Raw genomic sequence first — 14,189 nt, 5'->3', positions numbered from 1 at the left:
GGCGGACCGCCGCGCTCCGATGACTCAGGCACCGCCACCCAGTGTGGGGTACGACACATCTCTGCCACGAGGGGCGTGCGGTGACTTTTTGCGTCCGGGGCGTGACGGGGTGCCGATACGGCTGGGAGCGTCCTCAGAGGGCGTCGGCGCCGTGGCTCCGCAACGACTGGGCGTACTGCTGGAGGACCCAGACCTCGTTCTGCGCGGCGGCCAGGTGGTCCGGGGCGACATTGCTGCCGAGGCGGGCGAGGCTGCCCTGGACGTCGTCGATCCTGCGGTCGACGGCGCGGAGGCGGACCTTGACCAGGTGCTGGCCCGCGTACGACTCGTCGATGGACTTGCCGTGGAAGACCTCGACGGCGAGCTCGGTGACGAGCTTGCGCACCGTGTCGTCGGGGGCCGCGTCGAGCACCTGGACCAGGTACTCGCGGGTCTCGGAGACGCCCAGCTCCGCGCCGCCCGCATCCGCGATGCACTGGCGCACCGCCGCGTACGGCGGTGCGGTGAACTCGTCGACCCCGTAGGCGTCGAAAGCCGGGGAGACCAGGGCGGGCCTCTGCAGGGCGAGCTTGAGCAGCTCGCGCTCCGTGCGGTGGGCGGGGCTGCGGAGGTTGAGGGCGGGGCCGGACGGAGCGGGGGCCTGGCCCCGCTGGTGCTGTGTGCCGGTACGGGAGGGGGCCGGCGCGGGTCCTCGCTCGTCTCCGCGCCCGCGGGCCCACTGGGCGAGCTGGTTGACCCGGTGGACGACGAATTCCTGGTCCAGGATGCCCACGAAGCCGGCGAGCTGGACGGCCACCTCGCGCTGCACACTGCTCGTCTTGATCTTGGCGACGACGGGCGCGGCCTCGTCCAGGGCGGCTGCGCGGCCGGCCGGGGTCTCCAGGTCGTAGCGGCCGACGATCTGGCGGAGCGCGAATTCGAAGAGCGGGGTGCGTGGCTCGACCAGGTCCCGGACGGCGTCGTCGCCCTTGGCGAGCCTCAGGTCGCACGGGTCCATGTTGTCGGGCGCGATCGCGATGTAGGTCTCGGCGGCGAACTTCTGGTCGTCCTCGAAGGCGCGCAGGGCGGCCTTCTGACCTGCTGCGTCCCCATCGAAGGTGAAGATGACCCGGGCGCTTCCGTTGTCCATCAGGAGCCGTCGGAGGATCTTGATGTGGTCGCCGCCGAAGGCCGTCCCGCAGGTGGCGATGGCCGTGGTGACCCCGGCGAGGTGGCAGGCCATCACGTCGGTGTAGCCCTCGACCACGACCGCCCGGCTGGACTTCGCGATGTCCTTCTTGGCCAGGTCGATGCCGTACAGCACCTGGGACTTCTTGTAGATCGACGTCTCGGGGGTGTTGAGGTACTTCGGGCCGTTGTCGTCGTCGCGGAGCTTGCGGGCGCCGAAGCCGACGATCTCGCCCGAGGTGTCGCTGATCGGCCACATCAGCCTGCCGCGGAAGCGGTCGATGGGGCCCCGGCGGCCGTCCTGGGACAGGCCGGAGCTGATGAGCTCCTTGTCGCTGAAGCCCTTGCCGCGCAGATAGCGGGTGAGGTGGTCCCAGCCGGCCGGGCTGTAGCCGACGGCGAAGTGGGCGGCGGCGTCCTGGTCGAAGCCGCGTGAGGCGAGGAACTTCCGGCCGATCTCCGCTTCGGGGCCGTTCAGCTGCTCGCGGTAGAACTCGGCGGCGATCTTGTGTGCCTCGACCAGCCGGATGCGTTCGCCGCGCTGGTGGGAGGGGTTGTAGCCACCCTCCTCGTAGCGCAGGGTGATGCCCGCCTTGGCGGCGAGGCGCTCGACCGTCTCGGAGAAGGTGAGGTGATCGATCTTCATCACGAAGGCGATCGTGTCGCCGCCCTCCTGGCAGCCGAAGCAGTGGAACAGGCCCTTGCCCGGGCTCACCTGGAAGGAGGGGGACTTCTCGTCGTGGAAGGGGCAGAGGCCCTTGAGGTTGCCGCCGCCCGCGTTGCGCAACTGGAGGTACTCGGACACGACGGCGTCGATCGGGACCGCGTCCCGGACCGCCTTCACGTCGTCGTCATTGATCCTGCCTGCCACGCCTGAAGTCTACGGGTGGGGCCGGGCGTCCGGGACCGGCCGGCAGCGGGGATCCCGCCCCGGGCGCCGGCCCGGTCCCGGATCCCCGGGCCACGGGTCAGAGCAGGGATCCCAGGGGCACGGACGGGTCGCCCAGGGCGTGCGGGTCGACCGGCCGGGCCGCCTTGACCAGCTTCTGGATGTTCTCGGTGACGTCCCACACATTGACGTTCATTCCGGCGAGGACCCGGCGGTCCTTCAGCCAGAAGGCGATGAACTCGCGCTTGCCGGCATCGCCCCGGATGACGACCTCGTCGTACGAGCCGGGCGGCGCCCATCCGGAGTACTCCAGTCCGAGGTCGTACTGGTCGGAGAAGAAGTACGGCACCCGGTCGTACGACACGTCCTGGCCGAGCATGGCCTTCGCTGCGGCCGGTCCGCTGTTCAGGGCGTTCGCCCAGTGCTCCACGCGCAGCCGGCCGCCGAAGACCGGGTGGTCCACGGACGCGATGTCGCCGGCGGCGAAGATGTGCGGGTCGGAGGTGCGCAGGGAGGCGTCGACGACGACACCGCCGCCCTCGGCCGGGCTCGCCATGTCGAGCCCGGCCGCCTCGGCGAGCGAGGTGCGCGGGGCCGCGCCGATCGCGGCGAGCACGTCGTGCGCGGGGTGCTCCTCGCCGTCGTCGGTACGGACGGCGAGGACCAGACCGTCCTGCCCGGTGATCTCGGTCAGGCGGGCGCCGAAGTGGAAACGGACACCGTGCTCCGCGTGCAGGTCGGTGAAGATCTGCCCGACCTCGGGACCGACGACGTGGTGCAGCGGGGTCGCCGAGGGTGCGACGACGGTGACCTCGGCGCCGTACTCGCGGGCCGCCGCCGCGATCTCCAGGCCGATCCACCCGGCTCCGGCGATCACCAGGTGGCCGTTGTCGCGGCCGAGGGCGGCGAGGACGTTGCGCAGCCGGTCGGAGTGGGCGAGGCGGCGCAGATGGTGGACGCCGACCAGGTCGGTGCCCGGGACGTCGAGGCGGCGGGGCTCGGCCCCGGTGGCGAGCAGCAGCTTGTCGTAGTGGACGACCGTGTTGTCGCCGAGCTGCACGGACCGGCCGGCCCGGTCGATGGAGGTGACCATCTGGCCGAGGTGGAGCTCGATGTCGGCCCCGGCGTACCAGGCGGTCTCGTGGACGAAGACGGAGTCCCGTTCGTCCTTGCCCAGCAGATAACCCTTGGACAGCGGAGGCCGCTCGTACGGATGGTCGCGCTCGTCACCGATGAGGATCACCCGACCGCTGAAGCCCTCCGTACGGAGTGCCTCGGCCGCCTTCGCTCCGGCGAGCCCTCCGCCGATGATGACGAACGTCCGATGTGCGTCGACCACTTGGTGCCTCCTCAAGACTTGGCTGCGCGGCGCCGCCACCTGCGAGCGTCCCGCACGCAGCGTGATGACGAAAGAGGGTGTGTGCCCCGATCAGGTCACGGCCGTCGGCATGTGGCCCGGTCAAGGTCCAGTCTGCCCAATGCCCGTGAGCGTTCCGTGAAGGGACCGCGCGGAGGCGTCCGTCAGTGCGGCGATCTGGTCGACGAGCACCCTCTTGCGGGCCCTGTCGTCGGGTGCCGTGGTGTACAGCGCGCGGAACTGGGGTTCCAGTCCTTCGGGCGCCCGGGCGGTGAGGGCGGCGGCGAGCTCGGCGATGACGATCCGCTGCCCGGCGCGGATGACCTCCTGCTCGGCGCGCTGCATGACGTAACGGTCCGCGACGGCCTTGAGGACGGCGCACTCGTTGCGTGCCTCGCGCGGGACGATGAGCTCGGCGCCGTATCTGCCGAGCCGTCCCGGCCCGTGAGCGGTGTGGGTCGCGGTCTCGGCGGCCAGGCAGAACCGGCCGATGAGCTGGCTCGTCGCGTCCTTCAGCCGGGCCTGGGCGACCGCGGTGCCGTCGTAGCCGTGCGGCCACCACTCCTGGGTGGTGAGCCGGTCGAGAGCGTCGGCGAGCTCCTGGGGGTCGGTGTCGGCGGGGACGTACCGTCCGATGGCGACGGTCCAGATCTCCGCGCGCTCCGGCTCGGCGAAGAGGCAGCCTGGGTCGATGTGTCCGGCGTGCAGTCCGTCCTCGAAGTCGTGCACCGAGTAGGCGACGTCGTCGGACCAGTCCATCACCTGGGCCTCGAAGCATTTTCCGTCCTGCGGCGCGCCCTTGCGGACCCAGTCGAAGACCGGCAGGTCGTCCTCGTACACCCCGAACTTGGGTGAGCCGGGGTCGGTGGGGTGCGCGCCACGTGTCCAGGGGTATTTGGTGGCGGCGTCCAGGGCGGCCCGGGTCAGGTTGAGCCCGACGCTGACCAGCTCGCCGCTGCGGGGGTCACGGACGAAGCGCTTGGGTTCGAGGCGGGTCAGCAGGCGCAGTGACTGGGCGTTGCCCTCGAAGCCTCCGCAGTCCGACGCGAAGTCGTCGAGCGCCTGCTCGCCGTTGTGGCCGAAGGGCGGGTGACCCATGTCGTGGGAGAGGCAGGCCGCTTCCACGAGGTCGGGGTCGCAGCCGAGCGCGGCGCCGAGCTCCCGGCCGACCTGGGCGCACTCCAGGGAGTGGGTGAGGCGGGTGCGGGGGCTGGCGTCCCAGACCCGGCCGCGGGTGCCGGGCGTGACGACCTGGGTCTTGCCGGCGAGCCTGCGCAGGGCGGCGGAGTGCAGCACGCGCGCGCGGTCACGCTGGAACGCGGTGCGGCCGGGCCGCTTGTCGGGCTCGGTGTCCCAGCGCTCGGTGTCAGCGGTGCCGTAGGGCGTGTCCCTGGGGTGGTGCGTACCGTCCATGTCACCGACAGTAGCCCGGGGTGCCGACAGGAGGGGTCAGGCGGAGGCCAGGAGGGGCGGGTGCGTCAGGGCTCGGCAGGCGGGTGCGGTGCCGGTCAGGGCCTGGTCGTAGCGGTGCAGCAGGAGGCGTGCCATCGCCGGGTGCGCGCCGAGCGGTGCGGCGGCGATGCCCGGCGCGGCGGCGGCCGAGACGGTCGCGAAGCGGCCGGGGGCCGTGAAGTACGAGGCGAGGGCCACTCGGTGGCGGCCGCGGGTGGCGAGTGCGCGCAGGGCGGCCGGGACGTCGGGGGTGGCGGCCGAGGCGTAGGCGGGGACGACCGGCACGCCGCCGAGGCGGTCGCTGAGCAGGGCGGCGGTGCGGCGGGCGTCGACGTCCGAGTCGGGGTCGCGTGACCCGGCGGCGGCGAGCACGACGGCGGTGTCGCGGCTCGTACCGTCCTCGTCGCGCCAGCCCGCCTCCAGGAGACGCTCGTACAGCGCCTCGACGAGCAGCGGGTGCGGCCCGAGCGGGGCCGCCACACGGGTGCGGAGGTGGCCGGCTGCCGCGGCGGCGAGGGGCAGGTCGTGCCGGACGTGGTGGCCGCGGCCGAGCAGCAGCGGCACGAGCACGGCGTCACCCTGCCCGATGCCGTCCAGGGTGTCCGGCAGCAGGGGCGCGTTCAGCTCGATGTGACCGAGCCGGACGTCGAGGGCGGGTCGCAGCTCCCGCACCCGGTCCAGAAGCTCCAGGACGGTGCGCAGGGCCTGTGGGTCCCGGCTGCCGTGCGCGACGGCGACCAGGGTGGGTGCGGATCGTCGGACGGGGTGCATGGGCCTGCGGGTCATGCACCGATGGTGCCGGGCGCACGTTGCCGGGTCGTTTCGCACCGGTGACGGGTGTTTGCCTCCGTCTCACGGGAGGGCGCCTCCCGGTGTCAGTCCCTGGTCGCACCGGGCCCGCGAACCTTTCGCGTGCGTCGTTCGTCCCCTTCTCCGAGGGATCGGGTACGAGCGCGGGGGGCGCCGCATGCGGCTGAGGACACCGATGAAGCTGCGCCATGGGGTGCGCGGTGCGCTGAGAGGGCTGGCCGCCGCGCGGCCGCGGCTGCCGCGGACCCGGCAGGGGCAGCGGCGGCTGGTGCAGGCGCTGATGGTCGCCTGCGCGATGGCGCTGGCCCCGGCGTCCTGGCTGCACACCACGGCCGACGCCCGGGTGCGGACGACGGCCGACGCCCCGGCGCAGCAGGTCGCGGTGGTGTTCGGGGCGGGGCTGCGGGAGGGCCGGCCGTCGCCGTACCTCGCGCACCGGCTGGACGCCGCCGCGGAGCTGTACAGGGCCGGCAAGGTCCGGGTCGTGCTGGTCACCGGGGACAACAGCCGCGTGGAGTACGACGAACCGGATGCCATGCGTACGTACCTCACGGCGCAGGGGGTCCCGGACGAGCGGATCGTCAGCGACCACGCGGGGTTCGACACCTGGGACTCCTGCGTCCGGGCCAAGAGGATATTCGGGGTCGACCGGGCCGTCCTGGTGAGCCAGGGCTTCCACATACGGCGGGCGATCGCCCTGTGCCGCTCCGCCGGGATCGACGCGTACGGGGTGGGAGCCGACGACGTACACGACGTCACCTGGTTCTACGGCGGGACACGGGAGGTGTTCGCGGCGGGCAAGGCGCTCCTGGACGTGGTGTTCGAGCCGGACCCGCACTTCCTGGGGCCGCGCGAGCCGGGGGTGGCGGAGGCGCTCGCGGGTGACCTCACGGCGGCGGGCGGGGCGGGCTGAGGTGCGCGTACCGGGGGCGTAACCGGAGGCACCGGTGCTCGTAATACCGGCCTCGCACGCTGGACGCATGGCCCGCACCGAGACGTCCACCCACTGCCCGTACTGCGCGCTCCAGTGCGGGATGAAGCTGCGACCGGTCGCCGACGGCGGGGTGGTCGAGGTCGTGGAGCGTACCGAGTTCCCCGTCAACCGGGGAGCCCTGTGCGGCAAGGGGCGCACCGCGCCCGCCGTCCTCGCCGCCGGGGTGCGGCTGACGGGGCCCCTCGTGCGCGACGCGGGCGGGGCGCTGGCCCCGGCGAGCTGGGACGAGGCGTTGGAGCGGATCGCGGACGGGCTGCGCGGGACGCGGGCGGAGCACGGCGCGGACGCCGTGGGTGTGTTCGGCGGGGGCGGGCTCACCAATGAGAAGGCGTACGCCCTCGGGAAGTTCGCCCGGGTGGTGCTCGGCACCTCGCAGATCGACTACAACGGCCGCTTCTGCATGTCGTCCGCGGCCGCCGCTCACCAGCGGGCGTTCGGCCTCGACCGGGGGCTTCCGTTCCCGTTGGAGGACGTCCCGCGGACGGGCTGCGTGATCCTGGTCGGCTCGAATCTCGCGGAGACCATGCCGCCCGCGCTGCGCTATCTGACCGAGCTGAGGGAGAACGGCGGGCGGCTGATCGTCATCGATCCGCGTCGCACCAGGACCGCCGAGCAGGCCGACCTGCACCTGGCCCCCCGGCCGGGCACGGATCTGGCCCTCGCGCTCGGCATGCTGCATCTGGTGGTGGCGGACGGGCGGGTGGACGAGGACTTCGTCCGCACCCGGACGAGCGGCTGGGACCAGGCCAGGGCGGGCGCCATGGCGCACTGGCCGGAGCTGGTGGAGCGCCTCACCGGGGTGCCCGTGCCGCAGCTGCGTGAGGCCGTGGAGATGTTCTGCGGGGCGGAGAGCGGGATGGTGCTCACCGCGCGGGGGCCCGAGCAGCAGGCCAAGGGCACGGACACGGTGGGGGCGTGGATCAACTTCTGCCTGGCCACCGGCCGGGCGGGCCGCCCGCTGTCCGGCTACGGATGTCTGACCGGCCAGGGCAACGGCCAGGGCGGCCGGGAGCACGGCCAGAAGGCCGACCAGCTGCCCGGCTACCGCAAGCTCACGGACCCGGCGGCCCGGCGCCATGTGGCGGGGGTGTGGGGCGTGGACCCCGACACGCTGCCGGGGCCGGGGCGCAGTGCGTACGAGCTGCTGGACGCGCTGGGACGGGATGTGCGGGCACTGCTGGTCATGGGGTCGAATCCGGTCGTCTCGGCGCCGCACGCGGGGCACGTCGAGGAGCGGCTGAGGTCGCTGGACTTCCTGGCCGTCGCGGATGTGGTGCTGTCGGAGACGGCGGCGCTGGCCGACGTGGTGCTGCCGGTGACGCAGTGGGCCGAGGAGAGCGGGACGACGACCAGCCTGGAGGGCCGGGTGCTGCTCCGGCGACAGGCGGTCACACCGCCGGACGGGGTGCGCAGCGACCTGGAGGTGCTGAACGCCCTGGCCGGGCTCCTGGGGCACGGGAAGGGCTTCCCGGCCGATCCCGCAGAGGTCTTCGACGAGCTGAGGCGCGCGTCGGCGGGCGGTCCGGCCGACTACGCGGGCATCACCTACGCCCGGATCGCGGCGGAGGACGGGGTGTTCTGGCCCTGCCCGGACGAGGGGCACGCGGGGACGCCCCGGCTGTTCCTGGAGCGGTTCGCGACGGACGACGGGCGGGCCCGGTTCGTCCCGGTCACGCACCGGGCCGCCGCGGAGGAGACGGACGCGGAGTATCCGGTGGTGCTGACCACGGGGAGGGTCGTGTCCCAGTACCAGTCGGGGGCGCAGACCCGCCGGGTGGCCGAGCTGAACGCCGCCGCGCCGGGCCCGTTCGTGGAGCTGCATCCCCGGCTCGCCGAGCGGATCGGGGTGGCCGAGGGTGAGGACGTCGCGGTCACCTCGCGGCGCGGACGGGCGGTGGCACCGGCCCGGATCACGGTCGCGATCCGTCAGGACACCGTGTTCATGCCGTTCCACTGGCCGGGCGCGGGCCGGGCGAACTCCCTGACGAACCCGGCGCTCGACCCGGTGTCGCGCATGCCGGAGTTCAAGGTGTGCGCCGTGCGGGTGGAGGCCGCCGGCTGAGCCGGTCGCCGCCCGGCACGGGCGTGCCGCCGGTGCGCGGGGAACGGGGCACGGCGGTGGCGGCGAGGTGGACCCAGGCGCGGACGGGCTCGGCGGGTCCGGGCTCACCGGAGGCGCCGCCGGGTGTGTCCGGCAGCGGCCCGGGGACGGCCCGGCGGGCCACCCGCTCGTACGGATTGCGCGGGTGGTGCGGCCCCAGATGCTGCTCCAGGTCGTCCAGGAGCCCGAGCAGTTCCGCGTTACGCCCCGGGCGCGGCGGTGACCAGGGCGCCCCGGACGGTGCCGTGGCCGTCGATCGCGTACGGGTGGCCGGGGCCTCGTGGAGGAGTGCGTCCCGCAAGGAAGGGCAGCCGGACGTCCGTCACAGCGAGGCCGCGGGCGCCGTTTCCGCCGCCACCCAGGCGAGGTAGCGGTCGCTGCCGCGTACGACGGGCATCGCGATGATCTCCGGTGTCTCGTAGTCGTGGGCCTCGGCGAGGTGCGCCTCGAGCTCGTCGTACCGCTCGGCCGTCGTCTTGAGGAGCACCTGCCACTCCTGCCCGGTCTCGACGGCGTCCTGCCACCGGTAGACGGAGGTCACGGGCGCCGAGATCTGGGCGCAGGCGGCGAGCCGCGCCTCCACCGCTCCCCGGGCCAGGGTGTGGGCCTTCTCCTCGCTGTCCGTCGTGGTCAGTACGGCCAGCCATGCGGGTCCGGTCATCCTGGTCCTCCTCGTTCTCGGCGTCCGTGACCGTTCGATTGTCGGCCCCGAGAGGCTTTGAGCGTGTCAGCCGCCGTACGGGTGCCGGGTCCTGGCCTCGCGCAGGGCGCGGCCCCACCAGACCAGCTGGTCGAGCATCCTCTTGGCCGCACCGTCGACCGGGGCTGGGTCCTTGGGCGCGCCCCGGTCGTCGAAGAGGGCGCCCGCGTTGTGGAAGGAGACGGTGTCGCGCACGGAGACGGCGTGGAGTTCGGCGAAGACCTGGCGCAGGTGCTCGACGGCCCGCAGGCCGCCGGAGACCCCTCCGTACGACACGAACGCGACCGGCTTGGCCTGCCATTCGGCGAAGTGCCGGTCGATGAGGTTCTTCAGCGGGGCCGGGTAGGAGTGGTTGTACTCGGGTGTCAGTACGACGAAGGCGTCGGCTCGCGCCAGCAGCGGGGACACCTCGACAGCCCCGGTGGCGGGCGGCTCGGTCTCGGCGACATCGATCAGTTCGGTCTCGATGTCCGGGTGGCCGGCCGCCCGTTCGAGGAACCAGGCGGCGACGACGGGCCCGAAGCGGCCCTCGCGGTTGCTGCCGAGGATGACGGCCACCTTCAGCGGGGCGGCGTCGGACAGGGTGGGAACAGGTGTGGTGAGGTCCATGCACCGCAGCCTCACACCTCAAGTGGGATTGAGGTCAAGTGCCGGTCCACGCCCTCTACGCTGGCGGCCATGACGACTCCCGCACCGGACCTCTACGTCGAGTTCGACGGCCGCCCCGCGACTGCGGGGGACCTGCGGATTCCCGCCTTCGCGGGGTACGGCCATTTCACCGCGATGCAGATCAGGGACCGTACGGTGCGTGGGCTCGCCCTGCACCTGGACCGGCTGGACTCCGCGAACAGGGAACTGTTCGGGCTGCCCCTGGACGGGGAGCTGGTGCGTGAACTGATCGGGCACGCACTCGACGGCGCCGGGACGCGGGACGCGTCGGTCCGGGTGCACGGCTTCCTGCCGCCCGACAGCGCGGCGACCGTACCGATGGTGACGGTACGAGCGCCAGTCCGGGCGGACGGTGCGCCGCGGAGCCTCATGTCGGTCCCCTTCGCGCGCTCCGTGCCACACATCAAGCGCCCCGGGGAGTTCGGCCAGATCTACTACGGGCAGCAGGCCCGGCGGGCGGGCTTCGACGAGGCGCTGCTCACTTCGCCCGGCGGCATGGTGACCGAGGGGGCGGTCACCAACATCGGCTTCTGGGACGGCACTTCGGTGGTCTGGCCGGACGCACCGGCACTGACCGGCATCACCATGGCGCTGCTGGAGAGCGGACTCGCACGGGCGGGCCGGCCCTCCGTACGCCGCGCAGTGCCCCTGGTCGGACTGGGCGCCTACCGGGCGGCGTTCGTCGCCAACTCACAGGGCATCGCACCGGTCCACCGGATCGACGACACCTGCTTCGCCGTCGACGAGGAACTGATGCAGCTGCTCGGGCAGGTGTACGAGGACGTCCCTCGTGAAACGGTCTGATCCCCTCGGCATGCGGGACCATGGGGCCATGCAGATCCATATCGAAGCGTCGGAACTCCCGGGCCGTACCTGCGGCCCTGACACCGACTTCGCCGGTTTCGCCAACATCCACGTCGGCGTGCAGCGCAAGGACCGGCCCGGCGAGCTGCTCGGCCTGCATCCCGGCGACGCGGCACACGCCTCCTGGGACCTGGACTGCACCGTCGCGTCCACCTCGGAGGGCGTCGAGGTCTCGGGACCGTACGTCCAGAACCGGCTCGGAGGACGCTTCGTCTACCTGTCCTGGGGCACCGTCGACGCCGCCGGCGCCTTCACCATGTTCCGCCGGGCCAAACTGATGATGAGCGACATCGCCCCGGAGATCCTGGAGGCCGCCTCGCGGACGGGCCACCTCACCGCGCGACTGCGCCTCAGCGACGACAGGGGGCAACCGCGGTGCGCCCGCGTACGCCCGCCGGACATCACCTGGTCCGCGACGGACGGGAGCGGCTCCCGCGTGACCTGAGGCGTCGAGGACGGAGGGGCATGACACCGCCCTCGACGGTCCCGGGGGGGGGTGGGCCGTGAGGGCGGTCGCCGGGGGGTCGGCGGGGGACTGCCGTCCCGTGGGGGGTACAGACCGTGTGCCCGGCCGACGCGAGGACATTCGTGTGACCTGCGTCACATATAACTGAGTGGGGGTCACCCGATCGGCGCCGGGCGGGCCCTACGATCTCCACCACCGCCGCGACCTGCGCCGAGCCGGACACACAGGCGCGCTCCGCAGGTCCGTACGGGTGAAAGCCGACCAGACCTCAGCGTGCGAGCGAGGGCCGGGGCCCGTTACCTCGGAGGCAGGACACATCCGTCTGCCCGGAGGAATTCCATGCGCAGCCCCGCCCGTCTCGTGACCGGTACCGCCGCCGCGACCCTCACCGCCGCCGCGCTCGGCCTCGCCGCCCCCTCGGCGTCGGCGTCGGCGCCCCTGACCTCACTCCAGTCCGCGTCCGTGTCCGTGTCCGCGTCACCGTCCTCGGGCGGGCTCGGCAGACCGGAGACCACCGCCGCGACGGCCGTACCCCGGGCTGCGGACTGCGGGCCCGAAGGCACGGCCGGGGCCGGCCCGGTGGCCGCCTGCGACAGCGGCGGGGCGACGGTGCGGGCGGAGGGCCCGGAAGCGGCGGAGGGCCCGGAAGCGGACGGGGGCTGGGAGCAGCCGGTCCAGAGCCCGGTGGACGGACTCGGTCCGGTGGACGGTGCGGACACCGCCGACGGCCTGGAGCCGCCCGAGGAGCCCGCAGCTACTTCAGGGCTTTCCTGGCCGGGCACGGAGGAGCCGGACACGGAGGAGCCGGACACGGTGATCCCGGACCTGGTGGAGCCGGACACGGAGACGGCCGAGGCCGACACCGGGTACAGGGCCGGCGCGGGCACGGGGACCGCCCCCGGCACGAAGCCGCGGACCCGCCCGGAACCCCCTTCCCGGACCGACCCCGGTTCCGCGAAGCCGCCGGTGCCCCCCAGGCACCGGCCCACCACCGCGCCCAGCCCCAGCCGGCCCTCCGGGCACGTCGGGACGGGTGTGGGCGGCAGCGCCGCCCCCGACACCGCCCAGCTCGCCGCGGGCGCCGGCCTCGTCGGGGCGGCGGTCGTCGCCGGTGCGCTGCTCCTGCGCCGCCGCCGCGCGGACGGCCCGCACCGCTGAGGGCGACCGGCAGAGGACGAGACGTGGACAGGACGGCACTGAAGGCGAGAGCCTGGCTGGCGGGCATCACCGCGCTGTGCGGCATCTGGCTGGTCGGCAACGGTGCCGCCACCCGGACCGTCGCCCCGCAGCCGTCCACCGCCGAGGCCTTCGGGGCGGGCTCCCAGCCACGGCCGGATACACGGGTCACCGCACCGCTGAGTCCCTCCGAACCAGTCAGGATCCGCATCCCGGGCATCGGCGTGGACGCGCCCCTGAGGGGTCTCGGGCTGGGCGCGGACGGCAGACTCGACGCACCGCCCGCCGAGGACCGCAACCTCGCGGGTTGGTTCGAGGGCGGCACGCCGCCCGGCACCGAGGGCACCGCGATAGTGGCCGGTCATGTCGACAACGCGCAGGGGCCGGCCGTCTTCTACGCCCTCGGATCCCTGAAGAAGGGGGCCGTGGTCGAGATCGACCGCGGGGACGGCCGCACCGCCGTCTTCTCGGTCGACGCGGTCGAGGTGTACGAGAAGGACGCGTTCCCGGACAAGCGGGTCTACGGCGCCACCTCGCAGGCCTCGCTGCGGCTGATCACCTGTGGCGGCGGTTTCACCCGCGAGACGGGCTACCTGGGCAACGTGGTGGCGTACGCCCACCTCACCGAGGTGCGGTGATCAGGAGGTCCACTGGTCGAAGCCCAGCTTGGCGACCAGGGAGAACACCACGACCAGCAGGACCCCGCGAACGAAGCCGCTGCCCTTCCTGAGGGCCATCCGCGCCCCGAACATGGCGCCCGCCAGATTGAACACGGCCATCAGCGCGGCCAGCTGCCACAGGACGGTGCCCTGGTAGGCGAACATCGCCAGCGCGCCGGCGTTGGTGCAGACGTTCACGATCTTGGCGGTGGCGGACGCGGTGACCAGGTCGAGGTGGAGCACCGCGGTCAGCGCGAGCACCAGGAACGTGCCCGTGCCGGGCCCGAACAGCCCGTCGTAGAAGCCGATACCGCCGCCGACCAGCACGATCGCGGTGACCGCACGCGCCCGGGTGACCTTCCGGTCCGTGCCGTCACCTGCCGCCGCCGTGCCGAAGGACGGCCGCAGCAGCACGAAGGCCGCGACGGCGAGCAGCACCACCATGATCACCGGGCGCAGTACGTCGCTGCTGATGCCCGCGGCGAAGAAGGCGCCGGTCATCGATCCCACGAGCGCCATGAGCCCGATACGCACGGCGGTCCCCACCTGGACGGGCGCCTTGCGTACGTAGGTGACGGCGGCGCCCGAGGTGCCGACGATGGCGACGGCCTTGTTGGTGCCGAGGACGTAGGCGGCCGGGACGTGCGGGAGACCCAGCAGCAGGGCGGGCAGGAGGAGCAGGCCACCGCCCCCCACCACCGCGTCGATCCAGCCGGCCGCCAGGGCTGCCAGACAGAGGACGACCAGGGTGGTGAGCGATATCTCGGGCATGACCATGACCCTAAGCAGTGGCGGGTACACCGTCCAACCTCGCCCTCACAGAGCGTGTCAGGACGCGCTGAGCGCAAGGTTCCCCCCGGGAAACAGGAGAGATGCGGTCGGGTA

The 14,189-nt window shown here is 73.1% G+C and carries 14 protein-coding genes; 6 read left to right on the top strand and 8 right to left on the bottom strand.

What is annotated here, in order from left to right:
• Positions 1–133: 133 nt before the first annotated feature.
• The 4 genes from dnaG to ACFYSH_RS22795 form a co-directional block, all read right to left on the bottom strand.
• Positions 134–2,038, bottom strand: coding sequence for a DNA primase (dnaG, locus tag ACFYSH_RS22810; RefSeq protein ID WP_359472552.1), 1,905 nt, complete (start codon positions 2,036–2,038; stop codon positions 134–136).
• 97 nt (positions 2,039–2,135) lie between these two features.
• Positions 2,136–3,395: an FAD-dependent oxidoreductase gene (locus ACFYSH_RS22805; RefSeq protein ID WP_359472550.1), complete on the bottom strand. Its 1,260-nt coding sequence runs from the start codon at positions 3,393–3,395 to the stop codon at positions 2,136–2,138.
• Between the two features lie 120 nt (positions 3,396–3,515).
• Positions 3,516–4,826, bottom strand: a complete 1,311-nt coding sequence (locus tag ACFYSH_RS22800; protein ID WP_388754773.1) for a deoxyguanosinetriphosphate triphosphohydrolase — start codon at positions 4,824–4,826, stop codon at positions 3,516–3,518.
• A 36-nt stretch (positions 4,827–4,862) separates the two neighbouring features.
• Positions 4,863–5,651, bottom strand: a complete 789-nt coding sequence (locus ACFYSH_RS22795) for a sirohydrochlorin chelatase (protein WP_359472546.1) — start codon at positions 5,649–5,651, stop codon at positions 4,863–4,865.
• Positions 5,652–5,850: 199 nt separating this feature from the next.
• Between ACFYSH_RS22795 and ACFYSH_RS22790 the strand changes: the two genes are divergently transcribed.
• Together ACFYSH_RS22790 and ACFYSH_RS22785 are read left to right on the top strand one after the other, a co-directional pair.
• Positions 5,851–6,588, top strand: a complete 738-nt coding sequence (locus ACFYSH_RS22790) for a vancomycin high temperature exclusion protein (RefSeq protein ID WP_388754770.1) — start codon at positions 5,851–5,853, stop codon at positions 6,586–6,588.
• 67 nt (positions 6,589–6,655) lie between these two features.
• The gene (locus ACFYSH_RS22785; RefSeq protein WP_359472542.1) at positions 6,656–8,731 is read left to right on the top strand and encodes a molybdopterin oxidoreductase family protein; all 2,076 of its coding nucleotides are present in this window, start codon (positions 6,656–6,658) and stop codon (positions 8,729–8,731) included.
• On the opposite strand, the gene ACFYSH_RS22780 is transcribed toward ACFYSH_RS22785, so the two are convergent.
• The 3 genes from ACFYSH_RS22780 to ACFYSH_RS22770 all read right to left on the bottom strand — a co-directional run bounded on the left by ACFYSH_RS22780 (position 8,694) and on the right by ACFYSH_RS22770 (position 10,079).
• Positions 8,694–9,071, bottom strand: a complete 378-nt coding sequence (locus tag ACFYSH_RS22780) for a gamma-glutamylcyclotransferase (RefSeq protein ID WP_388754767.1) — start codon at positions 9,069–9,071, stop codon at positions 8,694–8,696. The genes ACFYSH_RS22785 and ACFYSH_RS22780 overlap by 38 nt on opposite strands.
• A 21-nt stretch (positions 9,072–9,092) precedes the next feature.
• Positions 9,093–9,431 carry a divalent-cation tolerance protein CutA gene (gene cutA, locus ACFYSH_RS22775; RefSeq protein WP_359472540.1) on the bottom strand — a complete coding sequence of 113 codons (339 nt, stop codon included), beginning with the start codon at positions 9,429–9,431 and terminating at the stop codon, positions 9,093–9,095.
• Between the two features lie 66 nt (positions 9,432–9,497).
• Complete coding sequence (locus ACFYSH_RS22770) at positions 9,498–10,079, bottom strand: NAD(P)H-dependent oxidoreductase (RefSeq protein WP_359472538.1); 582 nt, start codon at positions 10,077–10,079, stop codon at positions 9,498–9,500.
• 69 nt (positions 10,080–10,148) lie between these two features.
• On the opposite strand from ACFYSH_RS22770, the gene ACFYSH_RS22765 reads away from it, so the two are divergent.
• The 4 genes from ACFYSH_RS22765 (at position 10,149) to ACFYSH_RS22750 (ending at position 13,283) form a co-directional block, all read left to right on the top strand.
• Positions 10,149–10,943 carry an aminotransferase class IV gene (locus tag ACFYSH_RS22765; protein WP_359472536.1) on the top strand — a complete coding sequence of 265 codons (795 nt, stop codon included), beginning with the start codon at positions 10,149–10,151 and terminating at the stop codon, positions 10,941–10,943.
• A gap of 28 nt (positions 10,944–10,971) precedes the next feature.
• Positions 10,972–11,448 (top strand): DUF5990 family protein, encoded by a 477-nt coding sequence (locus ACFYSH_RS22760; RefSeq protein ID WP_359472534.1) that lies wholly within the window; start codon positions 10,972–10,974, stop codon positions 11,446–11,448.
• Between the two features lie 360 nt (positions 11,449–11,808).
• A complete protein-coding gene (locus tag ACFYSH_RS22755; RefSeq protein WP_388754762.1) occupies positions 11,809–12,627 on the top strand; it encodes a hypothetical protein in 819 nt (272 codons plus the stop codon).
• Between the two features lie 23 nt (positions 12,628–12,650).
• Positions 12,651–13,283, top strand: a complete 633-nt coding sequence (locus ACFYSH_RS22750; protein WP_388754759.1) for a class F sortase — start codon at positions 12,651–12,653, stop codon at positions 13,281–13,283.
• On the opposite strand, the gene ACFYSH_RS22745 is transcribed toward ACFYSH_RS22750, so the two are convergent.
• On the bottom strand, positions 13,284–14,075 hold the full coding sequence (locus tag ACFYSH_RS22745) for a TSUP family transporter (RefSeq protein ID WP_359472528.1): 792 nt from the start codon (positions 14,073–14,075) through the stop codon (positions 13,284–13,286).
• Between the last annotated feature and the right edge of the window lie 114 nt (positions 14,076–14,189).

Source organism: Streptomyces sp. NPDC005791 (genome assembly GCF_042871485.1).
Lineage (GTDB): Bacteria > Actinomycetota > Actinomycetes > Streptomycetales > Streptomycetaceae > Streptomyces.
This window is presented reverse-complemented; position numbering and strand designations above follow the sequence as displayed.